The 26,466-nt window shown below is 47.5% G+C and carries 22 protein-coding genes and 1 tRNA gene; 13 read left to right on the forward strand and 10 right to left on the reverse strand.

All coding sequences use genetic code 11. From position 1 onward, the window contains the following. Positions 1 to 183 precede the first annotated feature (183 nt). Genes AC0J20_RS13635 through tldD form a run of 8 tightly spaced genes read left to right on the forward strand, consistent with a single transcriptional unit; the run spans position 184 to position 10,876 of the window. The gene (locus tag AC0J20_RS13635) at positions 184 to 1,227 is read left to right on the forward strand and encodes a rod shape-determining protein (RefSeq protein ID WP_229531281.1); all 1,044 of its coding nucleotides are present in this window, start codon (positions 184 to 186) and stop codon (positions 1,225 to 1,227) included. A 52-nt stretch (positions 1,228 to 1,279) separates the two neighbouring features. Next, positions 1,280 to 2,137, forward strand: coding sequence for a rod shape-determining protein MreC (gene mreC / locus AC0J20_RS13640; protein WP_229531282.1), 858 nt, complete (start codon positions 1,280 to 1,282; stop codon positions 2,135 to 2,137). Beyond that, positions 2,137 to 2,616 (forward strand): rod shape-determining protein MreD, encoded by a 480-nt coding sequence (gene mreD / locus AC0J20_RS13645; protein WP_229531283.1) that lies wholly within the window; start codon positions 2,137 to 2,139, stop codon positions 2,614 to 2,616. Before mreC ends, mreD begins: the two co-directional genes overlap by 1 nt. Positions 2,617 to 2,630: 14 nt before the next feature. Continuing rightward, complete coding sequence (locus AC0J20_RS13650; RefSeq protein WP_473022072.1) at positions 2,631 to 3,206, forward strand: Maf family protein; 576 nt, start codon at positions 2,631 to 2,633, stop codon at positions 3,204 to 3,206. Between the two features lie 3 nt (positions 3,207 to 3,209). Next, positions 3,210 to 4,688 (forward strand): ribonuclease G, encoded by a 1,479-nt coding sequence (gene rng, locus AC0J20_RS13655; RefSeq protein WP_229531285.1) that lies wholly within the window; start codon positions 3,210 to 3,212, stop codon positions 4,686 to 4,688. A gap of 53 nt (positions 4,689 to 4,741) precedes the next feature. Then, the gene (locus tag AC0J20_RS13660) at positions 4,742 to 8,620 is read left to right on the forward strand and encodes a YhdP family protein (protein ID WP_473022073.1); all 3,879 of its coding nucleotides are present in this window, start codon (positions 4,742 to 4,744) and stop codon (positions 8,618 to 8,620) included. After that, a complete protein-coding gene (locus AC0J20_RS13665; RefSeq protein ID WP_473022074.1) occupies positions 8,620 to 9,441 on the forward strand; it encodes a carbon-nitrogen hydrolase family protein in 822 nt (273 codons plus the stop codon). The genes AC0J20_RS13660 and AC0J20_RS13665 overlap by 1 nt, the downstream gene beginning before the upstream one ends. Further along, positions 9,434 to 10,876 (forward strand): metalloprotease TldD, encoded by a 1,443-nt coding sequence (tldD, locus tag AC0J20_RS13670; protein WP_229531288.1) that lies wholly within the window; start codon positions 9,434 to 9,436, stop codon positions 10,874 to 10,876. The genes AC0J20_RS13665 and tldD overlap by 8 nt, the downstream gene beginning before the upstream one ends. Before the next feature lie 83 nt (positions 10,877 to 10,959). Here the strand turns inward: tldD and AC0J20_RS13675 are convergent, their stop codons facing one another. Continuing rightward, complete coding sequence (locus AC0J20_RS13675; RefSeq protein ID WP_473022075.1) at positions 10,960 to 13,797, reverse strand: Ig-like protein, group 1; 2,838 nt, start codon at positions 13,795 to 13,797, stop codon at positions 10,960 to 10,962. A gap of 5 nt (positions 13,798 to 13,802) precedes the next feature. Beyond that, positions 13,803 to 14,333 (reverse strand): ribosome biogenesis factor YjgA, encoded by a 531-nt coding sequence (yjgA, locus tag AC0J20_RS13680; protein WP_473022077.1) that lies wholly within the window; start codon positions 14,331 to 14,333, stop codon positions 13,803 to 13,805. A gap of 129 nt (positions 14,334 to 14,462) precedes the next feature. Here yjgA and pmbA point away from each other — a divergent pair, with 129 nt between their 5' ends. Beyond that, positions 14,463 to 15,794 (forward strand): metalloprotease PmbA, encoded by a 1,332-nt coding sequence (pmbA, locus tag AC0J20_RS13685; protein ID WP_473022078.1) that lies wholly within the window; start codon positions 14,463 to 14,465, stop codon positions 15,792 to 15,794. A 64-nt stretch (positions 15,795 to 15,858) separates the two neighbouring features. Here pmbA and arcA read toward each other — a convergent pair whose 3' ends face one another. The 3 genes from arcA to AC0J20_RS13700 are packed head-to-tail and all read right to left on the reverse strand — an operon-like array spanning position 15,859 to position 18,793. Beyond that, complete coding sequence (gene arcA / locus AC0J20_RS13690) at positions 15,859 to 16,566, reverse strand: two-component system response regulator ArcA (protein WP_229531292.1); 708 nt, start codon at positions 16,564 to 16,566, stop codon at positions 15,859 to 15,861. A gap of 43 nt (positions 16,567 to 16,609) precedes the next feature. Further along, a complete protein-coding gene (locus AC0J20_RS13695; RefSeq protein WP_473022079.1) occupies positions 16,610 to 17,131 on the reverse strand; it encodes a YfiR family protein in 522 nt (173 codons plus the stop codon). Positions 17,132 to 17,149: 18 nt separating this feature from the next. Beyond that, entirely contained in the window at positions 17,150 to 18,793 is a 1,644-nt protein-coding gene (locus AC0J20_RS13700) for a HAMP domain-containing sensor histidine kinase (protein WP_473022080.1), read from the reverse strand. A 92-nt stretch (positions 18,794 to 18,885) separates the two neighbouring features. On the opposite strand from AC0J20_RS13700, the gene AC0J20_RS13705 reads away from it, so the two are divergent. Then, positions 18,886 to 19,305, forward strand: coding sequence for a DUF3293 domain-containing protein (locus tag AC0J20_RS13705; protein ID WP_473022081.1), 420 nt, complete (start codon positions 18,886 to 18,888; stop codon positions 19,303 to 19,305). Here the strand turns inward: AC0J20_RS13705 and AC0J20_RS13710 are convergent. From AC0J20_RS13710 to trmB, 5 genes are all read right to left on the reverse strand, one after another. After that, positions 19,295 to 19,636, reverse strand: coding sequence for a hypothetical protein (locus AC0J20_RS13710; protein ID WP_473022082.1), 342 nt, complete (start codon positions 19,634 to 19,636; stop codon positions 19,295 to 19,297). The two genes, AC0J20_RS13705 and AC0J20_RS13710, sit on opposite strands and share 11 nt — an antisense overlap. A gap of 38 nt (positions 19,637 to 19,674) precedes the next feature. Continuing rightward, the gene (gene glgA, locus AC0J20_RS13715; RefSeq protein WP_473022083.1) at positions 19,675 to 21,108 is read right to left on the reverse strand and encodes a glycogen synthase GlgA; all 1,434 of its coding nucleotides are present in this window, start codon (positions 21,106 to 21,108) and stop codon (positions 19,675 to 19,677) included. Further along, on the reverse strand, positions 21,108 to 22,346 hold the full coding sequence (glgC, locus tag AC0J20_RS13720; protein ID WP_229531298.1) for a glucose-1-phosphate adenylyltransferase: 1,239 nt from the start codon (positions 22,344 to 22,346) through the stop codon (positions 21,108 to 21,110). Before glgC ends, glgA begins: the two co-directional genes overlap by 1 nt. 458 nt (positions 22,347 to 22,804) lie before the next feature. Continuing rightward, on the reverse strand, positions 22,805 to 23,830 hold the full coding sequence (locus AC0J20_RS13725) for a methyltransferase (protein ID WP_473022084.1): 1,026 nt from the start codon (positions 23,828 to 23,830) through the stop codon (positions 22,805 to 22,807). Beyond that, a complete protein-coding gene (gene trmB, locus AC0J20_RS13730) occupies positions 23,830 to 24,549 on the reverse strand; it encodes a tRNA (guanosine(46)-N7)-methyltransferase TrmB (RefSeq protein WP_473022085.1) in 720 nt (239 codons plus the stop codon). Before trmB ends, AC0J20_RS13725 begins: the two co-directional genes overlap by 1 nt. Positions 24,550 to 24,630: 81 nt before the next feature. On the opposite strand from trmB, the gene mutY reads away from it, so the two are divergent. The 3 genes from mutY to AC0J20_RS13745 all read left to right on the forward strand — a co-directional run bounded on the left by mutY (position 24,631) and on the right by AC0J20_RS13745 (position 26,250). Continuing rightward, a complete protein-coding gene (gene mutY / locus AC0J20_RS13735; protein WP_473022086.1) occupies positions 24,631 to 25,707 on the forward strand; it encodes an A/G-specific adenine glycosylase in 1,077 nt (358 codons plus the stop codon). A 14-nt stretch (positions 25,708 to 25,721) separates the two neighbouring features. Next, positions 25,722 to 25,994, forward strand: coding sequence for an oxidative damage protection protein (locus tag AC0J20_RS13740; protein WP_229531302.1), 273 nt, complete (start codon positions 25,722 to 25,724; stop codon positions 25,992 to 25,994). Between the two features lie 180 nt (positions 25,995 to 26,174). Further along, a tRNA-Phe gene (locus AC0J20_RS13745) sits at positions 26,175 to 26,250 on the forward strand. The last annotated feature ends 216 nt before the right edge of the window (positions 26,251 to 26,466 follow it).

Here is a 26,466-nt window from a genome sequence, read left to right on the forward strand (position 1 = left end):
CAATTTACCGACAAGAAAGCGTGAATTTTGCGGAAAATTCGCGCTTTTTTTGTGCGTATTAAAATAAATACTCTAATAACGCGGGCATCTTCGTCTTATTTGTTGCTGAATGGGCAGCGCATTGGTAAAGTTAGCGCAATAACATGCCCTAACAATACTTGCTAAAAAGGAACCGGACCTTCCATGTTTAAGAAACTCCGCGGAATGTTCTCCAACGATCTTTCCATCGACCTCGGTACTGCCAATACGCTGATCTACGTAAAAGATCGCGGCATTGTGCTCAATGAACCCTCTGTAGTAGCAATTCGACAAGAACGTGCTGGCGGACCTAAAAGCGTGGCATCTGTGGGTGCTGCTGCGAAGCGAATGTTAGGCCGAACGCCCGGTAACATCAAAGCAATACGTCCTATGAAAGACGGGGTAATTGCAGATTTTTACGTCACCGAAAAAATGCTGCAGCATTTCATCAAGCAAGTACATGACAATAATTTTCTGCGCCCCAGTCCGCGGGTTTTAGTTTGCGTACCTTGTGGCTCAACTCAGGTCGAGCGCCGGGCTATTCGCGAGTCAGCACTGGGTGCCGGTGCCCGCGAAGTTTATCTGATTGACGAACCCATGGCGGCAGCAATTGGTGCTGGCTTGCCGGTATCTGAAGCCACCGGCTCTATGGTCGTTGATATTGGTGGCGGAACCACTGAGGTTGCCATTATCTCCTTAAATGGTGTGGTATATTCTTCTTCGGTACGTATCGGTGGTGATAAGTTCGACGAAGCTATCATCAGCTATATCCGTCGTAACTTCGGGTCTTTGATTGGTGAAGCCACAGCCGAGCGAATCAAACACGAAATCGGTGCTGCCTATCCAGGTGAGGAAGTACGCGAAATTGAAGTACGCGGTCGCAACCTTGCCGAAGGTGTACCAAGAGGCTTTACGCTGAACAGCAATGAAATTCTGGAAGCACTTCAGGAGCCACTTACCGGGATTGTGTCAGCGGTAATGGTGGCATTGGAACAATCTCCGCCAGAACTGGCCTCCGATATTTCTGAGCGCGGTATGGTGCTTACCGGTGGTGGCGCTTTGTTAAAAGATTTAGATCGCCTGTTAATGGAAGAAACCGGCATTCCAGTTGTTATTGCCGATGATCCACTCACCTGTGTTGCACGCGGTGGTGGTAAAGCATTCGAAATGATCGATATGCACGGCGGTGACCTGTTCACTTATGAATAAGTACTAGAGGACCTCCGGTCCTCTTCTCCTTTTTAAGGCTCCGAGACCCTTAATGGAAACTATCTTCTTAAGAGGTCCATCTCTTAACATCAGACTGGTTATAGCGATTATCTTATCGGGTACGCTGATGGTGTTGGATCATCGACTCGATAGCTTTGGTAGCGCACGGCTGTTTCTCAACAGTATGGTTTCCCCTATTCAATACGCTGCGAACCTGCCCGGTGCCATGTTGAACTGGACGTCGACTAATCTCACCACCCAGCAGCAATTGTTAGAAGAAAACGAACGGCTGAAACGCGACAATGTATTGTTGAGCGAAAAGATCCAACAAAATGATTTTTTACGTCAGGAAAACGATCACCTGCGTGCATTATTGGGTTCCGTTTCTGAGCAGGGAGTGCGCAAAATGATCGCCGAAGTAATGGCGATTGATAACAATCCCTATAGCCATCAGTTGGTCATTAATAAAGGCTCCATCAACGGCGTTTACGAAGGTCAGGCTGTGCTGGATGAACACGGAATTGTCGGCCAGGTGTTACATGTCGCTACCACCAACAGTCGGATATTGCTGATTTCGGATATTACCCATGCGGTGCCCACCAGAGTGCTCAAAAATAATGTGCAATTGATCGTTTCCGGCACCGGGAATCTCACCGAATTAACCCTTGAACACGTGGCCCACAGCACGGATATTTCCGGTGGTGATTTATTGATTTCTTCCGGTCTGGGCAATGTTTTTCCGGAAGGCTATCCGGTGGCCAGAATTACCGAAGTGATACGCGATGAGTCCCGGCCTTTCGCATATGTCAAAGCCTCACCGATTGCGAAACTGGACCGTCTGAAGTATTTGTTATTGCTATGGCCTGAAGCGCAGCCCGATGCGACAAACAGCGAGGAAGTACAGGACTGATGTTCGCAATTAAACATTACATCATAGGGTTGAGTATTCTGGCAGCGCTGTTGTTGCAGGTGATGCCTATGCCGCCAATGGTAGACCCTTACCGACCTGACTGGCTCATGTTGGTGATTGCTTACTGGACCCTGGCACTACCCCACAGAGTCAGTATTGGTGTGGCGTTTTTAAACGGCCTGATACTGGATATTTTACTGGGCACCACCTTAGGGGTGCATAGTCTGGCGTTGACGGCAGTAACTTATGTGTTGGCGATGAACTACCAGCGCTTGCGCAATTATTCTGTTTGGCAACAAGCTCTGATTATTGGGTTGATTGCGGCTCTGTATCACCTGCTTATTTTTTGGTTGCTGCGCTTGCTCAATGAAATAGATTTTATTTTTGCCTATATGTGGCCGGTTTTAACCTCAATGCTTATCTGGCCCTGGGTATTTTCACTGTTGCGCAAATTACGCCGCCAGTTTCGCATCACTTAGTTTATTACCTTCAGATGATTGTATTAGCCTCCGCTTCGCCCCGTCGGGCGCAATTATTGCAGCAAGTTGCTATCGAATTTGAACGTCAAAGTGCCGACATAGATGAGACACCACACGCTGGTGAATCCGCAACATTACTCGTGGAGCGATTAGCTCGTGAAAAAGCCGAGGCAGTTGCAGGCAGTCGACGCGACGGATTATTAGTGCTGGGTGCGGATACTATTGGCTTGTTGAATGATGATATTTTGGTAAAGCCAAAAAATGTTACAGATTTTCGGGGAATGATGCGGCGTATGTCCGGTCAAACCCATAAAGTTATTACGGCAATTGCCGTGGCAAAGTGGTGCTCACAAACACAGCAATGTCAGGTAGAAAGCGGCCAGGTTAGTTCAGAGGTGACGTTTAAAATACTCTCTGAGCAGGAAATAGCGCATTACTGGTCCACCGGCGAACCGGCGGATAAAGCCGGAGGTTATGCGATTCAGGGCTATGCCGGGCAATTCGTGACCCACATTGCGGGAAGTTACAGTGCGATAGTGGGATTACCGCTTTGCGAAACCGTAGCGATGCTGAACAGAATGAAGGATTGAACCATGAGTGGTGAGTTATTAATCAACGTAACACCGTCTGAATCACGCGTAGCGCTGATAGAAAATGGTCTGCTGCAGGAAATCCATGTAGAGCGGCATACCAAAAAAGGACTGGTAGGCAACATCTATCGCGGCAAGGTTAGCCGTGTGCTACCTGGTATGCAGGCCGCGTTTGTGGATATTGGTTTAGAAAAAGCCGCGTTTTTGCATGCATCGGATATTGTGGTACACAATGAAATTTTGGAAGAGGTTAACGAATCCGAGATTAAGAAAACCCATAATCAAACCCAGGATATTCGCGAATTAGTGCGCGATGGCCAGGATATCGTAGTGCAGGTAGTCAAAGATCCTATCGGCACCAAAGGGGCGCGACTGACCACAGATATTACCATTCCCTCCCGATATCTGGTGTTTATGCCGGGGGTAACTCATTTGGGCGTTTCGCAACGCATAGAAGATGAGCAGGAGCGCGAGCGGCTTAAAACCATGATGGAAAGCGTGGGCGGCAAAGGCGGTTTTATCCTGCGCACGGCCGCAGAAGGGGTGGCTGAAAAAGAACTTGTGGCCGATGCGGAATTTTTACAAAGATTGTGGTCTAAAATACAGGTAAGGCAAAAGAAGCGAAAATCCAATGTCTTATACGAAGACCTTCCCCTGGCACGGCGGGTGTTGAGGGATTTTGTCGGTACGGAATTGGATCGCATCCGAATTGATGCCAAGCTGGCCTTTCAGGAGCTACAGCATTTTACTAAAGAGTATGCGCCTGAATTTCATCGCCTTCTGGAGCATTATCCTGGCGAGCGACCGATATTCGATCTTTATGATGTTGAGAACGAAGCGCAACGGGCACTGGAGCGTCGGGTTGATTTGAAATCAGGGGGATATCTGATTATTGATCAAACTGAAGCCATGACCACCATCGACATCAATACCGGTGCCTTTGTTGGACATCGCAATCTGGAAGAAACGATCTTTAACACCAACATCGAAGCCACTCAGGCGATTGCCCGCCAACTGCGTCTGCGCAACCTGGGGGGTATCATCATCATTGATTTTATTGATATGGTGGACAGCAGCCATCAAAAACGGGTTTTGCACAGTCTGGAAGTGGCGGTCAGTAAAGACCGGGCGAAAAGCAAGATCCATGGCTTTACTGCGCTGGGACTGGTGGAAATGACCCGCAAGCGCACCAGAGAAAGTCTTGAGCATATTTTGTGTGGTGAATGCCCGGTGTGCAAAGGACGTGGCTCTATTAAAACAGTCGAAACAATTTGTTTTGAAATTATGCGCGAAATTGTGCGCGTGAACCGGGCTTATGATGCCGACAAATTTGTGGTGTATGCCTCTCCAACAGTGGCTGAAGCGCTGATGGATCAGGAATCCCATGTGTTGGCGGAACTGGAAGTATTTATCAGTAAGCAAATTAAAGTACAAACGGAGATGTTGTATAACCAGGACAAATATGACGTGGTTATGATGTGACCCAAAACAAAACAAACAGGCTTTCAGCTCAGGCATGCCATAGCGAGGTGAAAGTGATTAAAGATTGGCGTTTTTATGCCGCCTGGATAACCAGAAAAATCTGGATGTCTGCGGCTGTCTTGCTGGTAACGCTGGCGGTATTGATCTCGCTGGTGCGTTATTCCCTGCCTTACATGGACTCCCACAAGCACCATCTGGAGTCTTTTCTGCAAGAACAGTACAACAGTGACATTCAGATTGGTTACATCAGTGCCATGTGGAAAGGTAAAGGGCCGGCGATTGTACTTAAAGATGTGGTGTTAAAGCAGGAACAGGATTCTCCTATTTCCTTTTCTATTGACGAAACCCAAATTGAACTGGATTTCTGGAGTTCAGTGCAGCAGCGTCAAATTCAGTCGCAGCGCTTTAACCTGATCGGATTGCAGTTACAGGTAGATTTGCCAAAGATTGAGAGTAGCGGTGAGCAGTATCCCATTCTCGATGCGCTACAAACACTGTTTCTGGAACAATTAGCCCGATTTTCAGTGAGCAACAGTGAAGTACTGCTGAAAACCCGTCTGGATGAGCAAAAAATTCAGATCCAGCAGTTAAGCTGGCTCAATAAAGAACAACGACACCAGGGAGTTGGTCAGATGCGGGTGGCTGAACTGGCGCGCAACTCCGCCCGGTTTGTGCTGGATTTGCACGGCTCCAAAGACAGTTTCGATGGTACGTTTTATGCCGAAGCTGAAGATTTGGATTTATCCCCCTGGATTAAAGCGTTACTGCCCACCGAATACAATATTCAGCATAGTCGCGGCAACTTTAAACTCTGGGCAGGCATGCAAAATACTCAGATCTCGTTTGTCCAGGCTGATTTGTCTCAAAGTGAATTTGTCTGGCAGGGTGAAGACAAGGAAAACGCTGTCTCTGCAGAGGTCCTGAAAGGGCAGTTTTATGCCATGCCGAACAGCAATGGTTGGGATTTTAATCTCGATGATTTCTCTTTGGTTGTGAACGAGCGACTCTTTACCAGCGACTGGCACGGCTCTTTGTTCACCAATGGAGTAGTAACCCTAAGTGCCGCAGAAAGCTTTAACCTGTCACCCTTGTTGCCTCTGAGCAGCGTATTGTTGGGAGAGTCTTTTCAACATCAATTGGCAGCATTTGACCCTAATGTTCAGGTTAACCGTGCTGACTTCTATCTGTCGGAAGATTATTTAGGCAGTTACCTGGCCTTTGACGATCTGAGTATTCAGGAGCAACCCCATATACCGGGTATCAATGATGTTTTCGGAGAACTATTTTGGCTCAATGATAACGGCGTATTAAATCTGCAATCCGAAGACAGTTATCTCGCCGGAGAGCAGTTGCTGGGTTTTGTGGTGCCTTATCAAAAACTAACTTTGTCGGCTTATGTGAATACCAAAGCCGGAGAAAGCCGAATTATGATCCCTGATTTTGAACTGCAAAGTCAGGATTTACATATTCAACAGCAGGCTGAGTATGACCTGCAATCCGGCAATTTGACCTTATCGGCCAATGTACAGGACACAGATTTGTCTGTCGTGAAAGGCTATTTTCCGGACTTAATGGGTCAGGACACCCGGCGTTGGCTAATTCGCGCATTGGAAAAAGGCCAAACCCGCAACGCCAACATTCTGTGGCGTGGCAATCCTGCTGATTTTCCTTTCGAACAAGGACAGGGTATTTTTCAGGCCAGTGTCGATATTGCACAACTGCAATTGAAATTCCAACCAGACTGGCCGGCTCTTGAAGAGGCTTATGTCAGTTTGCTGTTTGAAAATGACAGCCTGACAATATCGGGCAAAGAAGGCCGCATTTCCGGGCTCGATGTGCAACAGGTACAAGCGGTTATTCCACAGTTAAGCGGCAGTTCTTATGTGGCCATTGATGCAGATGGCCAGGGTAGCGGAGCGCAAATTACAGATTTGTTTAATGCCAGCAGCTTAAAAGACTCTGTCGGGCAGGCCCTGAATTTTCTGCAGGTAAAAGGCGATATGCAGGCCAAGTTAAACCTGCACATTCCATTTAATGAGGGTGAGGTTATGGCTCAGGCTCAGGTGAATTTTCAAGATAATCAGCTACATATCCCGGATCTGAATTTGACCTTAAAGGATCTCAATGGTGCTTTGAGTATCGCTAATGAAAACCTGGATGCCAGCGGTATTACCGCGAGTTTTCTCGGACAATCAATCGCACTGGACGTAAAAGCCCGCCAACAGGAACAAGGCTATACAACTGACGTTAACTTTTCAGGCGACTGGGATGTACCACAGGCCGTGTTGCAGGCTCACCCGCAACTGGCGAAATACGTTCACGGGAAAACGCTATGGGATGGCAAGTTAAACCTGGTTTTACCGGAGCAAGGCTACCAATACAATTTACAACTGCACTCGCAACTGGCGGGGGTTGATCTCAACGCGCCACAGCCTTTGGCTAAAGATGCCAATACCAGTTTGCCGTTGTTTTTTGATAGTGAAGGTGATGAACAGGTGTCAACGGTGCGCATTCTGTTGGGGCGCAACGTAAAATTTAACGGTATCTTACCCCACGATACCCTGCAATTTTCGCGCGCCCACCTGTCTGTCGGTGGTGATAATTTTGTGGGGATGGGACTGGGTTTCAGTGTTTCTGCAGATCTACCAAGGTTGGATTATTCAGGCTGGCACGCGTTTATTGGCGATTTAGTGGATGGCCTACCCGACAACGAAACCCCTTTTATTTCTGCACCGCAAAGGGTGTTTGTAGAGGCTCAGGAACTTCTGCTGGCCGGGCAGGTGCTCACCGGGGCAGAAGTGCTGGCAAAAAATCGTGAAAATTTGTGGGAGCTGGAAGTCAGTTCTGAACAGGCTCGTGCAGACATTACCTTACACAAAAACTGGTTGCGCGATGGCGTCGAGATTGAGGCGGACTATATCAATCTGACCGAATGGCAAGACAGTGAAGCGCAAACGGTAAGCTTCAGTGATGGTCAGGTACCACCGTTAAAACTCCTTTGTAAATCCTGCAATTTTAAAGGTATCGAACTTGGCAGAGTTGAAGCTGAAATGAGTCGAAGCCAGTCCGGGATGAAAATTGATAAGCTCAACATTTCCAGCCGGGACGGGTCGTTAATGGCGACCGGAGACTGGTATTTTGCGAAGCAGAACGACAGCACCCGACTTATCGGCTCTTTTAACAGCGAAGACTTTGGTAGCTTTTTAAAACGTCTGGATTTTGATTCCGGGATTCGCGATTCGGATGCGGCAATAGATTTTGATTTTAGCTGGGGCAATGCGCCTTATGCGTTTTCTGCGGCTGACCTGAACGGCAATCTGGATTTTCGCCTCGGGGATGGCTATATCACAGAAATATCCGACAAAGGTGCGCGCTTACTGAGTATCTTCAGTCTGGAATCGCTGCTGAGAAAGCTGACCCTGGACTTTCGCGATGTATTCGCCAAAGGCTTTTTCTACGACAATATGTCAGGTACTTTTGCGATTGAACAGGGCAAGGTACGTACTCAGGACACCCATATTGACGGTGCGGCCGCCGGTGTTGATATTAAAGGGTACGCCAATCTGGTGGATAACAGCCTTAACTATGTGGTGGATGTGAAACCCAATATTACCTCCAGCTTACCGGTTCTGGTGGCCTGGATGGTAAACCCAGCCACTGCGGTGGCGGCGCTGGCCTTTGATGAAGTATTTACCTCAGCCAATGTGGTATCAGGTATCCAGTATTCTTTAACGGGTTCAATTAAAGAGCCGCAAATTACGCTTCTGGAGCAAACCAGTAAAGTGGTGGAATTGCCTGCTAAAAACAACAATGCGCCAACGCGAAATAATCCGGCTGAAACTCAACCTAACGTGCCGCAATCACAAGGCCGGGATGATACTTTGCCAGATGAGGTTAACAATACTGATAGCGATACAGAAAGCGGAAAATAATGGCAAACATCGTAGCAATTCAGATGACATCAATGCCCGACGTGGCAGAGAATTTTAAACAGATCCGCCAGGCTTTGGCCGGTATGCAGTTTGATGAACCGACACTGGTAGTCTTGCCGGAGTGTTTCGCCTGGTTCGGCGCGACAGACAAGTCCATGCTGCAACAGGCCGAGACTTTGGGGGAAGGACCCATTCAATCGGAACTGCAACGCCTTGCCCGGGAATTTAATATCTGGCTGGTGGCCGGCACAATTCCCATAAAGGTACCAGACGAAGCCAGGTTTACTGCTACCAGTCTGGTTTATGATGATAATGGCGAACGGGTAGCGGACTATCAGAAAATACATCTGTTTGACGTCGAAGTGGCAGACAATACCCGAAGCTACCAGGAGTCCCGCTATACCAAAGCCGGCGAACATGTGTGCGTGATCCCAAATACGCCGTTCGGACGCCTGGGTGTTGCGGTTTGTTATGATATCCGCTTTCCTGGCTTGTTTATGGCGATGGAGCAACTGGATGTATTGGCATTGCCTGCCGCCTTTACCTATAAAACCGGCAGTGCTCACTGGCATCCTTTATTACAGGCCCGCAGTATTGAAAATCAGTGTTACGTGGTTGCGGCAAATCAGTCGGGTACCCATGTCAATGGCCGGGAAACCTGGGGCCATACCTGTATTTATTCCCCCTGGGGCGAGTTATTAATGGAAAGCCTGGAATCGCCGGGTATCGTATATAGCCAGGTTAATTCTTCGTACCTGGAACAGATCCGCGCTACAATGCCGGTAAAGCAGCAAAACAGATTCAGGAGCAAGCTTGTCTAATTTAGTTGAACAGCATCTAATTGAAGGGTCGGGATTGACCCGTGCCGATGTGCAGGAAACCATCAGTCTGATACTGCAGCACCACAATAACTTCTCAGATGTTTATTTTCAGGCCAGTCAGCACGAAAGCTGGGTACTGGAAGATGGCATTATTAAAGACGGTAGCTATAACATCGAGCGCGGTGTCGGTGTGCGCGCTGTTTCGGGAGAAAAAACCGGTTTTGCCTATTCCGACGAAATTACCCGTGAAGCCTTACTGGATGCCGCAAAAGCGGCAAGAAGCATCGCTGCTGTTGGAGGCACACACGCTGTTAAGTCTTTTAATCCAGTAGCCCAGAAAGCCCTGTACATGGCTGATAACCCACTGGCACAGATGACCGAGTCAGAAAAGATTGACCTGTTGCGGGTAACAGACAGCTATATTCGTCAGCAGGAGCCAGACGTTTCTCAGGTAGTGGTAAGTATTTCCGGAGTCTACGAAGAAATATTAGTGGCCGCTTCAGATGGTACCTGGGTCACCGATTTACGCCCGCTTATTCGCTTAAACTGCTCTGTGATTTTAGAGCAAGACGGACGTCGTGAGCGCGGTAGTTCAGGTGCGGGTGGACGCCTGGGTTATCAGTATTTCAGAGAATTATACAAAGGACAGCCGCGTTATCAATCGGTTGCAGACGAAGCGTTGCATATGGCCAGAATCAACATGAAAGCCATTGCGGCACCGGCCGGCGTTATGCCGGTGGTACTGGGTGCTGGCTGGCCCGGTGTGTTATTGCACGAAGCTGTCGGTCATGGCCTGGAAGGAGACTTTAATCGCAAGGGAGCTTCCACCTTTTCAGGGCGCATTGGCGAACAGGTAGCCGCGAAGGGAGTAACGGTCGTGGATGATGGTACAATGCCCGATCGCCGCGGCTCCTTAAGCTATGATGATGAAGGGACACCCGGACAATACAATGTACTTATCGAAGATGGTGTATTGAAAAAATACATGCAGGATAAAGTCAATGCCGAGCTGATGGGCGTAGCGCCTACCGGGAATGGACGTCGCGAGTCTTACGCACACCTGCCCATGCCGCGCATGACCAATACCTATATGCTGGCTGGTAACAGTACCCCGGAAGAGATCATATCTACGGTGGATAAAGGCATCTGGGCGCCGAATTTTGGTGGTGGCCAGGTGGATATTACTTCCGGCAAGTTTGTATTTTCCACCTCAGAAGCATACCTGATTGAAAAGGGTAAAATCACCTCACCGGTGAAAGGGGCCACGCTTATTGGTAATGGTCCTGATGTGATGCAAAAGATCTCCATGATCGGTAACGACCTGGAACTGGATCGCGGTGTTGGTGTATGTGGTAAAGACGGACAAAGTGTACCCGTCGGGGTGGGGCAACCGACACTGAAAGTGGATGCGCTGACAGTAGGCGGCACTGCCTGACAAGCGCTATCTGAATGGTTCCTGATACAAAAAAGCCCCAATGTTGGGGCTTTTTGCTGTTATGTCTGTATTAACTATGAGCCTTAGCGTCTGACAGAAAACTCGACGTTGGTTCTGGTGCCAGAGGGGCTGTCTATTGCATAGGAAAAGGTCGAGGTACCGCTATCCTCTGCACCGACATTGTTAGTGATAGTGGTTAAAACTTCGATACTGCCCGGCACCAGAGGTGATTCGGATTGGTTGGTGTTATTGACCCTGTCAATAATAACCGATATGTCACCATCGGCGTTGATTGTACCCAGTTCCGTCCCCGACGCTAATACCTGCTCATTTGTGTCATAGTAGACCAGAGTGAAAGTTGCAGAGGCTCCATCAGGCAACGTGTAAGTACTGCCTGAGACGTTTAAATTGGAGATACTGACATTGGGGTCATTACTGGCAATGATATTGTCAACGTTATTCAGTGCGCCTGCATAGACACGCCAATAAGCTTGAGAGGATGACAATATCAAGGTTAATGCTCTGCGAATATGTATCGAACGGGCACTGTCACTGCACAGTGTGGCGGAATTACACTGCGGGCCATTAAACAGCCCATCCGCACTGTTAAAGGTTTCATCACCATTAAAGTCCAGAAAAGGCTCTGATGACTGACGCGTACCGTCTTCATTATAATCCACCCAGGCTTCAGAGTAATCTACAAAGCCATTGCTACCATAGCGACTTACACCAAACCCATCATCCGTATTGTCAATAATGGCACCGCCATCCACATCGTCGTAGGCGTTGTTACCATTGCTGTCAAACAAGGTTTCATGGCCTATGGCTGTGGCTAAAATGGTATTTCTGTGATCGTCTGGATCTCTTGGGTTTTGACTGGTCCAGTTGACTGAACAGGTACCGGTAGGCGCCAGATCCGGATCAATATTGCCATTGGCGTCTTCGCCAGTTTCACAGCTACCATCTATGCTGCCGTATTCGGTGGTAAAGTTTACCGTAGTACCGTTGGGCACCGGGTTATTAAAAATATCAGCCAGTCGCACTCTGATGTTGACGGTTTGTCCGCTAATGCTAAAAGCTTCCGGATTTAAGGTTTCTGCACTGAGGGTGAAGCTGTTTTGATCCGGCAGGCCGGTATTTACGGTTAACAGGTCTGACTGGGTGCGAATGGTTCCATTGTCCTGGGTAGGTACCGCTGCCGTTACCCGCACTGGTGTGGGTACGGTGCCGGCTGTTACTCTGGTGCTCACCTGACCAGCACTGTTGGTTAATCCTACCGCCGGGTCCAGTTTTAAGCCACCTGCGGTGGTATTTAATGAGAAGGCGACCTGCTGTTGAGCGATAGGATTGCCCAGTTCACCATTTACCTGGAAAACGAGTGTTGACACTGAGCTGGTGTTTTGACCGCCCGTACCGGTTAATACAATGGCATCCGGCGTCGCTGAGATAAAGGAAATCGAACCGATTCCCTCAGGCTCTATGTTGAGTTCGCGGGTAATGGTGGTGGTTTCGTTATTTATCACTACCGATGCCACAATCTGGTCGGTATTTCCGGTGGCGCCGGCACAGCTTAAATCTTCAAATGTTGCTGATGCAATACCGTTTATGGTGGTGACGGATTCATCAATGGTGGCTTGATTGTTACTGACACAGGTAGAGGTAAAGGTGACTGGTGTGGGGGTGGTGATGCGATTGCCGTTTTCATCTACCAGTGCCACATCAAATCCGGTGGTGGCCCCGGCGCTGATGATGACGTCGCCATTATCATCAGCGATGGAGGAGCCGATAATGCCCTCAACAAAACTGCCTTCGCTGTCAAAGTGACCAAAACGGGTCTCTCCTTCGATCACTGCACCGGCTGAGCGAACTTCAAAATTCCGCGCGCCACTGATTTGAATGGCATTCACTGTTGTTTCAGCCTGTAACGCATAGGCTCCTAAATCATTCTCGGTGGCGGATAACTCCACTTCCGCGACACCAGAATTACTGCTCAGTGCTGAAGAGGGCGTAAGTACGGGGCCGATGCCCTGAACCGCAAAGCTTACAATCACTTCTGGAACCGGGTTGCCGTCAGAATCTCTTACAGTGGCTCGGGCAATCACTTCCTGACCTGCCTGGAAGCCATTGACCTGTTCTCCGTTTTGATACAGCGCCACAGAGATAGAAGGGGAAGTTGTTACGGTTTGACTAACCGACACATATTCGTAATTTCTGGCGTCAGATAAACTACCAAAAGTGGCCGTCACCGAGGCGGCACCAATGGTTTCGTTATTGTTAGTAATTAGAACTTCTGCAATACCTTCCGGGCTGGTGAGTGCAGTGGCTCTGTCCAGAGAGCCCAGGCCACTGGAAAGTGTGAAGTTGACAATTTCCTGCGGCAACGGTGCGTCGCCCTGGGTCAGCATGACCTGAACACAGATGGTTTCGTTGGTACCAAAGCTCTGTGCGGGAGTTTCGCAGTCTTCGCGGTAGGACGTCATGGTCAGTTGTGGTTCGCTGGACACCGCTGCGTCATACTGGAAGTTGGCCGTAGCGGTTTCGGTATCGTAAGTCGCTGTCACGCTGGTAGCGCCTGACGTTGAAGATGTGCTACTGATAAACACCTGTGCAACACCAGCGCTGTTAGTTAATGCGGTTTCACTATTTAATTCGGCGATGGCTGAACCTAATGCAAAATCAATAATCTCACCACTCACCGCGCTGCCATTTTGGGTTAGGGTGGCCTGCACGCAAATATCTTCATCGGTGGTAAAACTATTGTCGCTAACAGCTTCGCAGTTGCTGTCCAAAATGGCAATACTCAGCGACAGCACCGGATCGGTACCCGGGTTAAAAGGGTCTGGCCCGTTTGCCCCGGATGAGCCACCACCACAAGCACTGAGAAGGAAAATCAGAAAAACTACAAATATGTTAGCGCGCATTAGCTTTACTCTTGTATTTCTTGTTTTAAGTATTGGAAAATCTCACGATAAGCTTTAGGAGGCTTATTCTGCTCTTTTTCTTTTTTCGCCTGGCGAATCCATTGCCTTAAACGTTGTCTGTCTAAATCCGGATAATCTTGCAATAAACCTTGCAGAGCGTCATCACCCTGTTCAACCAGTGTATCGCGTAGTGTTTCCAATTTATGAAAATGTACTTTTAACTGGTACTGCTGACCTTGCAAATTCGCCAATGCCTGTTCAATGGCATCTATGTCTTCATCGTCACGATTGCGCAATAGTTTACCAATAAATTGTAACTGGCGTTTGAACGAAGGTTTTTTGCGATTCATATTCCGGGCAATATCAATGGCCTCTGCCACTTCTTCATCAAGAGGGATGCGCTTCAGCGCTGTCGCCCCTAATTCAACCACCTGTTCACCCAACTTAACTAAGGCCAGCATTTCCTTTTTGACCTGAGTTTTACTTTTATAGTCATCAAATTCCGAATCGGAATCTGAAAATAGATCTTCACCCATACTGATTACTTTGATGTTACACTTAAGCAAGATTGTAACCATTGCCCCGTCTAATACCAACTAGTAGTTAAACTTATCGCGAATCAGTGACTATTTGGTTGAGATGGAATAAAAAGGATCCAGACATTAATGCACGTAGAGCAACAACTCGCTGATATTCAGGAAGTCGTAGCAGATATACTCACCATGGCCAAAGCCAAAGGTGCAGACAGCGCAGAAGCCAGTATCAGTAAAGTACAGGGCATTGCCGTGGCAACTCGCTTAAAGGAAGTTGAAACGGTTGAATTTACCAATGACGGCGGACTGGGTATTTCTGTTTATGTGGAAGGCTGTAAAGGCAGTGCATCAACTGCTGATCTGAGCAAGCAGGCACTGGCCTTAACCGTGGAAAAAGCCATTCAGATTGCTCGTTACACAGGAGAAGATCCCTGTGCAGGCCTTGCGGAAAAAGAGCTGATGGTGCAGGACTGTTTGGACCTTGAGTTGTATCACCCAGTCGATCTGGATACCGACGCAGGACTAAAGTTAGCTCTGGAAGCTGAAACGGCAGCATTGGACAGCGACCCCCGAATCAACAATTCAGACGGTGCCAGTTACAATGCAAATATCGGAATGAAGGTGTATGGCAATAGCCATGGCATTAATGTGGGTTACCCCAGTTCCCGCTACAGTCTGAGTTGTGTGATGATTGCCGGAGACGGCGATGATATGCAGCGCGACTATGCCTACACCGTTTCCCGCGAAGCGGACAAGCTGCAAAGTGCTAAAGAAGTAGGCCAACAGGCGGCTCAGAATACACTCAACAGGTTGGGGGCGCGCAAAGTGCAAACCTGCAATGTGCCGGTTATTATTGATAAAGAACTGGCTCCCAGTTTTATTGGCCACTTTGTCAGCGCCATTAGTGGCGGCAGCCTGTATCGCAAGTCCAGCTTTCTGTTAGACAGCAAAGGCCAGCAGGTATTCCCGGAATGGTTTGAAATTCAGGAGCGACCTCATATCAAACGCGCCCTGGCCAGTAGTTTCTTTGATAACGAAGGTGTGGCGACGCACGATATGGATATCGTAACCCATGGTATTTTAAATCATTATTTGTTCACCAGTTATTCGGCACGCAAAATGGGTACTAAAACCAATGGCCATGCCGGTGGAATTCACAACTGGTTGGTAAAAGATACCGGACATAGCCAGGCGCAGTTGCTTAAGGATATGGGCACGGGCTTGCTGGTTACAGAATTAATGGGCCAGGGGGTGAACATAGTCACCGGCGATTATTCCCGTGGCGCAGCCGGTTATTGGGTAGAAAATGGGGTGATTCAGTATCCCGTCCACGAGCTAACCATCGCAGGAAACCTGAAAGATATCTTGCGCAATATTGTTGCAGTGGGTACAGACACTGAACTACGTGGCAGTATCTTTACCGGTAGTTTGTTGCTGGAGTCAATGGCGGTGGCCGGGGAATAACCCGCCGCGAAAAACAACAACGGCCGCATCAGCGGCCGTTTTTATATCATTCACTGGTTATCTGTTAACCATCAACGGCACCGCAAAAGCGGTAGCCTTCACCGTGAATGGTGACAATCAAATCTTCGGCATCCGGCTCACTTTCAAAGTGTTTTCTGATGCGACGGATCGTCACGTCCACTGTTCTGTCGTTAGTACGCAGTTCCCGGCCTGTCATTTCCAGGATCAGTTGCTCGCGGGTCAGAATTTTCCCTGGATTGTTTAAAAACAGGTGTAAGGCTCTGAATTCACTGCGGGGCAAGCGGAATTCGTTTCCGGACGGAGAAATCAGGCTGCGACTGTCGCCATCCAGAACCCAACCATTGAAGTTAACCTTGCTGGGCAAATCTTCGTCTTCATTGGCATTGCTGGTACGGGCCAACAGGTTTCTGGCTCTGATGGTAAGTTCACGCGGATTAAAGGGCTTGGTCAGATAGTCATCTGCGCCAATTTCTAAACCAAGAATACGATCCACATCGTTATCTCTGCCGGTAAGGAATATCAGGCCGACATTTTTTTTGTCTCTTACTTCTCTTGCCAGGATCAAACCGTTTTTACCCGGCAGATTAATATCCATGATCACTAAATCAATAGACTGATTCTCAAAGTGATCATGCATCTCTTCGCCATTTTCTGCTTCGAAAACGCCATAGCCTTCTGCTTCAAAAAGGCTTTTTAAAGTGGTCCTGGTTACTACTTCATCTTCTACTATTAATATGTTTGGTGTTTGCATGATGTCACCTGAGCTTGTTGTAATTTTTTTACTGCCTGAAAGTTTATCGGAAATTAGCCCGTTTCAACAATAGCGAGCTGAATTTAAGCGAAGTATTTTCATATTGTTCCTGACTGAAAAATATCCTCATCTTAGATTGCAATGGTACTATGGTGATCATTCCACCATTTTCAATGAAATCTCGCGTTTCTCCGACAGAAACTATGGTTTTATTTAGTTCTTCCAGTTTGGCAAAAAGTTCCCGACTTTCCGCCTGTTTCCCGATAAATACCACCTGGCAACTATCTTTATTCAGTTCGCCCGGTTCTTTCAGGCTAAGTAATTTAATTTCTTTCTCTTTTAAGCGTTTTTTGGGCAATTTGTCAAAAACCCGTGTATGGGATTGCTTTTCGTCCTCTAAAAAGCAGAAATTAAAGGTATCCTGGGTAAAGCTCTCATCGGGATAACTGGTGTAATGGGCGATATGATACAGGAATGACGCCCTGAGTTCTTCTGGTTTAAAGGACTGCGCTTGCACACTTTGCCATTGCACCAAAAGCAATGCCAAAAAAGTGATATTACGCATGTTAGTCCCTGTTGCCATTTAAGAACTCTGTAATAATTTTTCAGGTTCAACACGTTTAACCGGAAATACAATATTGAACTCTACACCGTTGCCAGGTTCACTCGACAGTGATATTGAGCCATTCAATGCCTGAGTAACCAGATTGAACACCAGATGCATTCCCAGGCCACTGCCGCCCTGGCCGCGTTTGGTGGTTACAAATGGGTCGAAGATGCGTTTGCGCATATGCTCGGGAATACCTTTGCCATCGTCGGTGTAGGTAATATTCAGCTTGTTGCTGTCGATTAACTCAGCGTGAATGATGATCAGGCCCTGCGCTTTGTCCTCAAAGCCGTGAATAATGGAGTTCATGATAAGGTTAATCATGATTTGATTAATGGGGCCGGCTTTGGTTTCGATACACAGCTCAGGATCACAATCTATCTGTATCTGGTGCGACAGGTTCTTCAATCTGGGGCGCATAGACAACAGAATTTCATCCATCAACTGTTTAAAACTGAAGGCTCTGTCCTGTTCGCTGGATTGATCTACTGCCACCTGTTTGAAGCTGGAAATCAGCTCGGCAGCCCGATTCAGGTTGCGGTAAATAATATTGAGGTTTTCTTCCCCTTCATTCATGAACTTAGACAGCATACTGGCTTTCAGTGTTTTTGCATCGAAGGCTTTTTTGAGTTCGCCTAATCGGTCCAGCATCATAGTGGATGCCGTTACGCCTAATCCAATTGGGGTGTTAACCTCATGAGCAACACCGGCCACCATATCGCCAAGTGAGGCCATTTTTTCGTTTTGCACCATCTGGCGTTGGAACTGGTGGAGTTTTTCCAGTGTCTGGATAAGTTCCTGATTCGCTTCTTTCAGCGCCTGAGTACGCTGATTAACCTTTTCTTCGAGACTTTGTGCCAGGCGTAAATGCTCGGCTTCGGCTTCTTTTTGGGCCTGCATGTGGTCCTGAACTCTGTCCAGCATCTGGTTAAAAGAGGTAGACAGCAAATTAAGCTCTTTGACGTTGGCCAGCTCAGCCCGCTTGGAGTAATCTTTCTTTTGTGCGATGTCTGTCACCAGGTTAACCAACCCGTCTATCGGATCAGTAATACTGCGCTGCAGGCGAAGAGTGATAACAAAGCAAACGGTCAGCGTGACCAGCAACACCATCAGGTTGATCATAATGCTGTTAACGGTCAGGTCTTGCAAAGATTTGGCTGATGCCCGCACATACACATAGCCTATGATGGATTCGTCAATGTTTACCGGTTTAATGTACTCCACCAGGCTTTCATCGATTAACGGCACCTTGAGTTCATTGACTCTGTCGTACATGGCCTGGATAGGAGCCTGGCCCTTTTTGTTGTAACTGGCAAAAAACGACAATTCACCATCCGGCGTCACTTTGTAGATATGGACATTGGTGATAAAGTCGGCAGCAGACAGAACCAGTAAGTTTTCTTCTTCGGTGATGTTGTCGTCGAAGGCAATGCCGCTTTGGGCATTACGTGCGATAAGCTCTCCGAAGATTTCAACCTGCTCGATAAGTTCGGTTTTATAGGTGGTTACCTGGGTGTAAAAGGAGATGCTGCTGGCTAAAAAAAGCGCGAGGGTGGCTACGCCCATTACTACCCAGACAAACAAACGTTTTATTGATAAAAATTTAGATTCAGAGCCCATTCAGCGCTTTCTTGTATTTGGCGAACTGACGTTCAGACAGTCACCATATTGATATAAAGTGGCCACAATTGAAACTACAACCCTAAAAACTTATGAAAAAAAACGCATATGCGCAAGTTTTAAGGCTTTGGAAGGCGTATCAAAGTATAAAAATCTGCAATTCCGACGGCAGTAAACCCGATTTACCCGACGGATTTATCATTTCAGCCTGTAACCCTGAAAGCAAAGTGTGCAGTGCGCAACAAAATCGCATCAAAAGTGAAAAGCTGCAACGCTATTTCGCATCTCATTCCCTGGTGTATCAGTCGCTGCTTGTAGGGGATGCTGACTTCGACTGGGTGGAACCCAGTTTCTGGGTAGATATCACCGAAATGCAAGCCATTAATCTCGCTGCTTTGTATCGGCAAAATGCCATTTATCAAATTCAACAGAGTGAATTGTTGTTGGTTCCGGTTTTATTAAAGGGGTTTACAACCACGTCTCTTGGGATGTTGTCGTGCTTTAGTACTTAATGAGTTCTTTCAACTTTTCTTCACTGATACCCAATTGTGCTGTCCATGAATTAATGCGCATTTCTTTCATTTTCCGGGACACGTCATTGTTTTCTTCGGTTAATAAGTCTTCAAAGTCGGTCAGGCAAATACAAACGAGCTGTCTGTTCTCCCTGCCGGTTTGTGGATCGGGCAGACTGGCTGACTTGTAGATTAACCTTGGGCATTCAGTGCTTCTTTGCGGGTCCTGAATACAGGTTTCAGGCAGGGCGTAACCGGAAAAACTCAGAGCCGACAGCAAAAACGCTATCGGCAATGTGAAAATCGAAATGCAATGGCGCAGACTGATCACTGGCGGTCCTTGTTATTGTCTACAGGTTGCCACAGATATTATTGCCTGAGCGCGTCTTCGTAAAGACCCAAATAGGTCATAGCTGAGTCATGCCAGGTGAACTTAGTTTGCATCGCACGATGTTGCATGGCGCTAAATTGCTCCGGATATTCATAATAGAATAAAATCGCCCGGCGCAGGCAGTTTAATAAATCAGAACTGTCGGCACTATGAAACACAAAGCCAGTCGCAGCCATCGGATTTTCTTCCAGATCGATTACGGTATCCCGTAACCCTCCCACTGCACGAACTACCGGCAAGGTACCATAGGCCAGACTGTACATTTGATTCAGACCGCAAGGCTCGAATAGCGAAGGCATCAGGAAGTAATCACTGCCCGCTTCTAACAGATGCGCCATGTGATTGCTGAATTCCTCGCGAAACACAAACTTTTCAGGCTCCTGGTGTGCGAAATGATGTAACTCTTCACAGATAGAGGGATCACCCGTACCAATGATGAGTACCTGTACATTGTGTTGCATCAGGTTACCCAGTATCGGCACCAAATAGCCAAAACCTTTTTGCTCGGTTAAGCGGCACACCATGCCAAACAACGGAACATCGGGGCGCTCAGGTAATCCTACGGCGTTTTGCAGCGCCTTTTTGCACAACTTTTTACCTGACATATCATCAGCATTGAAGTTTACCGGTAACTCCGGATCGGTAGCCGGGTCCCATTGGCTGTAATCACAACCATTTAAAATCCCGGTCAGATCGTGCTGGCGAGTCATAAACTCGTGGTACATGTGATGAGAGCCCAATGGTGTTTTTAACTCGTAGCCATAGTGCGGACTCACCGCATTGATCTTGTTGGCATTCATTACACCGATCTTTAAAAAGTTAATGGCCCCCATACTGTCTTTTTGCGCTGCGATATCTTCATAAGGCTGCAAAAAGGGGATGTCATCATAGGAATGCTGGCACTGATAAGCTCCGTTGTGTACCGTCAGCACTGAGCGACTGTGGGCATAAAACCCGGTGGGATCTCGGCGCATAAAATAGGGTACCAGGGCGGTGTGCCAGTCGTGGCAATGCACAATTTGCGGTTTAAAATTAACACAGGTGCTGGCATGTAGCGCCGCCATTGAGAAAAACGCATAACGCTCCGGGTTATCGGGGAAAGCGTGATAACTGTCTGTGTAGATTCCTTTTCGGTCAAAGAATGGCGGGTAATCAATCAGGTACACGCACAAGCCTTCAAGGTCCATCTGGCGCACCTGATAGGCATATTGCCGGTCGTTGGCATACAGGGTTTGTGTTTCTGAAACAGCGTGTGATTCAAACTTTTCAGCAATAGCTCGATAGTAGGGCAGCACGATGCGAACATCGTGCCCCATGTTTTTAAGGGCGACGGGCAAGGCACGACCAACATCTGCCAAGCCGCCTGTTTTAACTAACCCTTCTACTTCCGAAACGACAAAAAGGATTTCCACTAGTAACCAATCTCCATATTCTTAGGTATAACCACGATGCCTTCATCAGAAACGGTTAAGCCACGAGAACGGTCTAGTTCGAGATCCACACCGATTTGCGTGTTCGGGGCGATTTTAACGCTTTTATCAGCAATAACCCGGTTAAGTACGCAATTTTCACCCACATCACATTTACCCAACATGATGCTTTCTACCAGTTTGGTGCCTTTGTGGATTTTGGCATTAAAACCCAACACACTGCGTTCAATATGGGCGCCGGTTACTTCACTACCGGATGAAATCATAGAGTTGAGCACAGTACAGTGATTGCCCTCGTCATCGGCCATGATGTTGGCGGGCGGTACAGGCGGGTGGTAGCTGCGCAGGGGCCATTTGTTGTTGTACAAGTCGAATTCTGGCTCGGCAACCAGCAGATCCATGTGCGCTTCCCAGAAGGAATAGACAGTACCGACATCGCGCCAGTAGCTGTGATTGGCAGTTTCTGATTCGCCGGGGATCACATTGCGATTGAAATCATAAACGTAAACTGGCTCGCCATCGGCGACCATTTTGGGCAGAATATCGTGACCAAAATCATGAGAGGACATTTTATCCTCGGCATCAGCGGTAAGATAGTCGAACAATTTATCTTTCTTGAAGACATAGTTACCCATGGATACCAGAGCGAGATCCGGTCGGCCCGGCATGGTTTTCGGGTTAGCGGGTTTCTCTTCAAAGCCCACCATGCGGAAATCTTCATCCACCTCGATAACACCGAAGCGCCCGGCGGCTTCTGAGGCCAGTACCGGTATCGCACAAACGGTTAAAGAGGCATTCATTTTTTCGTGGTAACGCTGGACCTGACGAATATCAATCTTGTAAATGTGATCACTACCGAAAATAAATACATTGTCTGGTTCGTGGATTTCAATCAGACGCAGGTTTTGATAAATGGCGTCGGCAGTGCCTTCGTACCAGCGTTTGCCCATGCGCATTTGGGCCGGAATGGCGTCGATAAAGTTGCCGGTAAGGCCGGTGATATGCCAGGCCTGTCTCAGGTGAATATTCAGTGATTGCGATTTAAACTGGGTAAGCACGTATAACTTGAGAATGTCTGAGTTAACAAAGTTATTGAGTACAAAATCAATCAGACGCAGTCCGCCTGCAAAGGGTACTGCTGGCTTAGTTCTGGTTTGGGTTAGTGGGAAAAGTCTGGTACCGGCACCGCCAGCCAGGATCATCGCAATATTTCGAGACATTATGGCTTCTTCCTTAGGATTTCATTAACAAAATCATAGCACCAAGATATGTACCGAGTTAGTGAGGAAAAGAAAATTCACAAAAATGACAAATAACTGTATAAAAATCAGTCGTTTTGAGGTTGTGAAGCAGAAGTGTCCATCTGCACCTGGAGAGTCCTCTCTCGGATTACACTGTCGATTTTCAACATCTCAGTTTGTTCCTCCGTCACGCGGAAGAAAATATAGATAAATCCTACGCTGTTTCGCTCCAAATTTGGACCGACCACTGCAATTTTTTTCGTGTTTTTTTGAATTAAGGAAAAAACAGGCTCAACGGACAACTAAATAGCTGTCAACGATTGAGCCTGAGACACTACAAAACACAACAAGAAGCATTCAGATTACAAATGTAAGCGGTTACATTTTGTTTTGCAACAAAAAATTTACAATTGTGCTAAGCCCGAAGGCTCAGCAAGCTATTTGATACACCGGTATAGCGTGAATTTAGTGGTTTGCGCTACAATCTTGCAATTGTTAAAACTGCGCTTTAACTGTTCGGCATAAGGTAGAAAGCGATTGGCGACTAACCAAAGCTCTCCGCCGGATTGTAACTTGCGTGAGGCGTCCTGTATAAATTTGTCGGTGATGCCATAGTCTGTTTCCAGTCCGGTGTGAAAAGGCGGGTTGGTGTAAATGGCCCGAAACTGGCCTTCTACTAGATCAAGACCATTGCTGGCTGTGATCTGACGCTCATTATTTAAATGACTCATGGTCATTTCACTACAGTGTAATGCCAGCGCGTTAATATCACTGAGTGTCACTGAAGATTGGGTATTTTGTGCAGCGAGATAAGCACCCACAACACCGCAACCACAGGCAAAATCCAGGACATTGCCATCGGGCACCTTTTCGATGTTTTCCAGCAGTAATTGTGTGCCCGCATCCAGTTCTCCGTGACTAAAAACACCGGGCAGCGAATACACCTGAATATCAGTATTACCGTTGTGATTTGAAACGCTCATGGTCTGCTTGCTGATATAAGCATCTAAATTAAACGGTTGGCTTTGCGCAACTACTGTCGCTAATACCGAGCAGTGGCGGGCATTTTCAATTTTATTGGCGCGCTCGCCAACGGCCTCTAATAATTTACCACTACTTTTAATGCCGCCTTTGTTTTCACCCACCAGACATAACAAACCATTGGGATTCAGCAAGGTGGCTAAATGGGCTAATAACCACACCGTGTGTTTTTTAGCTTTGGGCAGGTACAGCACTATGCCATCGAATTTTTCAGTTTCCTCTGGCAGAGTAATGCCAAAGCTGTGTCGGTGGGGCTGTCTTCTGGCGGCAGCCTGATATTGATCAAAGTACTGATGAAACCCCGATACAGTTTCAGGTAACTCATCAAACACAAAGGCGTCGCTGGGATTAACCAATAACCAGCGACCTTCTAGCAACATGTCTTTTTGACGCAGCAGACATTGACTGGGTGCAGATAACATCAGTTTACCTTCCTGAAAATAAGATCCCAAACACCATGGCCTAAGCGATGGCCTCGTTGTTCGAATTTAGTCAGCGGGCGGAAGTCAGGCCTGGGCACGTAATCCTGAGTGTCTGATGTGTTTTCATAACCTTCCTGAGAAGACATTACCTGCAGCATATGTTCGGCATAGTTTTCCCAATCTGTTGCCATGTGAAAAACACCATCAACGGCCAGCTTTTGACGAATAAGTTGAGCAAATTCAGGTTGCACAATACGGCGCTTATGGTGACGCTTTTTATGCCAGGGATCAGGGAAGTACAATTGAACCCGCGCTAAAGACGCATCGGGAATTGACTGTTTTAATACCTCTACAGCGTCGTATTCAAACAGGCGTACATTCTGCAGTTGTCGCTCAGCGATATCGGCCAGACAGGCACCAACACCCGGTGTGTGTACCTCGATACCGATAAAGTTTTTATCGGGTTCAGCGGCGGCCATTTCAACCAGGCTCTTACCCATGCCAAAACCAATTTCCAGTACAACAGGGGCAGTATTGCCAAACAGCTGTTCGAGTTGGTAATTTTCCGGCTGAAAATCCAGGCCGAATTTATCCCAGTAGTTTTCTATGGCTAACGCCTGCCCCTTGGTTAAACGGCCTTCACGTTTTACAAAGCTCTGCACCTTACGTACAAAAATACCGGCGGCTTCAGCTTCTTCCTGAGATTTATACTTACTCAATGTTGTACTCTTTTGTTTTGATCTTGCAATTGCGGGTGGCGTATTATCCCGTCTCCCGCATGAAATACAAGCATAGGATAAATGGCTCAAAACCCCAGTTTACCGGATATTACGCAGCGTATATTAGATTGGTTCGCACTACACGGCAGAAAACACCTTCCCTGGCAGCAGGATAAAACGCCTTATCGGGTGTGGATCTCAGAGATCATGTTGCAGCAAACTCAGGTTAGTACGGTGATCCCCTATTACGAACGATTTATGACCCGATTTCCCGACATCGCCGATTTAGCTGCGGCTCCACAAGACGAGGTGCTGCACCTCTGGACCGGTTTGGGTTATTACGCCCGTGCCAGAAATTTACACAATGCTGCCAAAAAAGTTGTTGCAGAATACAACGGTGAGTTTCCAGTTAACTTTGATGATGTGGTTGCTTTACCTGGAATTGGGCGCTCAACGGCCGGGGCTATTTTATCGCTGTCTTTAAATCAACCTCTGGCGATATTAGATGGCAACGTGAAACGGGTATTGGCCCGTTATTATGGCATCGCGGGCTGGCCGGGTGAGAAAGCCACTGAAAATCAGTTATGGCAATACGCAGAGCAAAACACACCACAGGAACAGGTGGCCAGTTACAATCAGGCCATGATGGATATGGGAGCGACCCTGTGCACTCGCAGTAAACCAAATTGCACAGAATGTCCCATTGCCCAGCAATGTGTTGCACATGAGCAACAAAACTATGCCGCTTATCCGGGTAAAAAGCCTAAAAAGGCCATTCCGGTAAAAACCGCACAGTTCGTTTTATTCCGACAGCACAATCGCATTTTAATGGAGCAGCGTCCCCCGGCAGGTATCTGGGGGGGCTTATGGTGTTTTTTAGAGGCCAACGAGCAAACCCCGGAACAACTGGCGCAACAACAAGGCTTAAACATAGTTAGCCGGACGGACCTGGCATCATTCCGACATACTTTCAGCCACTTCCATCTGGACATCAGTGCTACCTTGTATGATGTGCAGTCCCCCAGGTTTATTGACAGTGCAACCTTTCAGGTAGAAGAGAGCAAGCAAATCTGGTTTGATTTAGCCAACCCGCCGAAGATAGGATTGGCCGCCGCTACCAAAAAACTGTTTGATCAATTAAGCTTGGTGACAACTTAAATAAGGAAACTGTTATGAGCCGCACAGTATTTTGTCAACGCCTGCAAAAAGACGCGCCGGGGTTGGATTTTCAGTTATACCCGGGTGAACTGGGCAAAAAGATTTTTGACAACATCAGTAAAGAAGCCTTCAGCGAGTGGCAAAAGAAGCAAACCATGCTGATCAACGAACACAAACTTAACATGATGGACGCTAACGCCCGCACGTTTTTAGAACAGCAAATGAAAGCCTATTTATTTGAGGGTAAAGAGCCCACAATCGACGGTTACACACCCCCTGAAAAGTAAGGTGTGCTGTAAAAGTGAACGTTTCGCTGCTTTTATCAGCACTCGGTCAACAAACTGAGTTTTTTTACAAAAAACAGTTGACTTGGGGGGCCGAAATCCGTTTAATACGCACCCGCAGCAAGTGACAGACATGTTACACGCTGGCAACTCAGAGAACGATTCATGTTCTCGATGGTGCAGGCCCAGATAGCTCAGTCGGTAGAGCAGGGGATTGAAAATCCCCGTGTCGGTGGTTCGATTCCGCCTCTGGGCACCATTTCCCATCTCGTTTTTCTAAACTTTCAGATTCATCCTTTTTTAATTTCAACAGACAAAATAAATCCGTTCACTCGTTGGCAGCGAGATGGAAAATGGTGACCAGAACCTCTCACGGCTTCGCCGTTCGATTGTAAATTTCCCCCTGTGTCAGGATAGTTGTCGCCTCAGTTTTTCGTATTGTTAGACAGGGGGTGGATGACAGGTTTGAGTGAAA

The sequence above is a fragment of the Planctobacterium sp. R6 genome, assembly GCF_055755215.1.

Coding starts and splice junctions, on each gene's coding strand:
- rng (WP_229531285.1), top strand. CDS start 3,210: ATGAGTGGTGAGTTATTAATCAACGTAACACCGTCTGAATCACGCGTA.
- mreC (WP_229531282.1), top strand. CDS start 1,280: ATGGAAACTATCTTCTTAAGAGGTCCATCTCTTAACATCAGACTGGTT.
- yjgA (WP_473022077.1), bottom strand. CDS start 14,333: ATGGGTGAAGATCTATTTTCAGATTCCGATTCGGAATTTGATGACTAT.
- pmbA (WP_473022078.1), top strand. CDS start 14,463: ATGCACGTAGAGCAACAACTCGCTGATATTCAGGAAGTCGTAGCAGAT.
- AC0J20_RS13695 (WP_473022079.1), bottom strand. CDS start 17,131: ATGCGTAATATCACTTTTTTGGCATTGCTTTTGGTGCAATGGCAAAGT.
- AC0J20_RS13705 (WP_473022081.1), top strand. CDS start 18,886: ATGAAAAAAAACGCATATGCGCAAGTTTTAAGGCTTTGGAAGGCGTAT.
- mreD (WP_229531283.1), top strand. CDS start 2,137: ATGTTCGCAATTAAACATTACATCATAGGGTTGAGTATTCTGGCAGCG.
- AC0J20_RS13700 (WP_473022080.1), bottom strand. CDS start 18,793: ATGGGCTCTGAATCTAAATTTTTATCAATAAAACGTTTGTTTGTCTGG.
- glgC (WP_229531298.1), bottom strand. CDS start 22,346: ATGTCTCGAAATATTGCGATGATCCTGGCTGGCGGTGCCGGTACCAGA.
- AC0J20_RS13675 (WP_473022075.1), bottom strand. CDS start 13,797: ATGCGCGCTAACATATTTGTAGTTTTTCTGATTTTCCTTCTCAGTGCT.
- AC0J20_RS13665 (WP_473022074.1), top strand. CDS start 8,620: ATGGCAAACATCGTAGCAATTCAGATGACATCAATGCCCGACGTGGCA.
- AC0J20_RS13650 (WP_473022072.1), top strand. CDS start 2,631: ATGATTGTATTAGCCTCCGCTTCGCCCCGTCGGGCGCAATTATTGCAG.
- AC0J20_RS13740 (WP_229531302.1), top strand. CDS start 25,722: ATGAGCCGCACAGTATTTTGTCAACGCCTGCAAAAAGACGCGCCGGGG.
- mutY (WP_473022086.1), top strand. CDS start 24,631: ATGGCTCAAAACCCCAGTTTACCGGATATTACGCAGCGTATATTAGAT.
- arcA (WP_229531292.1), bottom strand. CDS start 16,566: ATGCAAACACCAAACATATTAATAGTAGAAGATGAAGTAGTAACCAGG.
- AC0J20_RS13725 (WP_473022084.1), bottom strand. CDS start 23,830: ATGTTATCTGCACCCAGTCAATGTCTGCTGCGTCAAAAAGACATGTTG.
- AC0J20_RS13635 (WP_229531281.1), top strand. CDS start 184: ATGTTTAAGAAACTCCGCGGAATGTTCTCCAACGATCTTTCCATCGAC.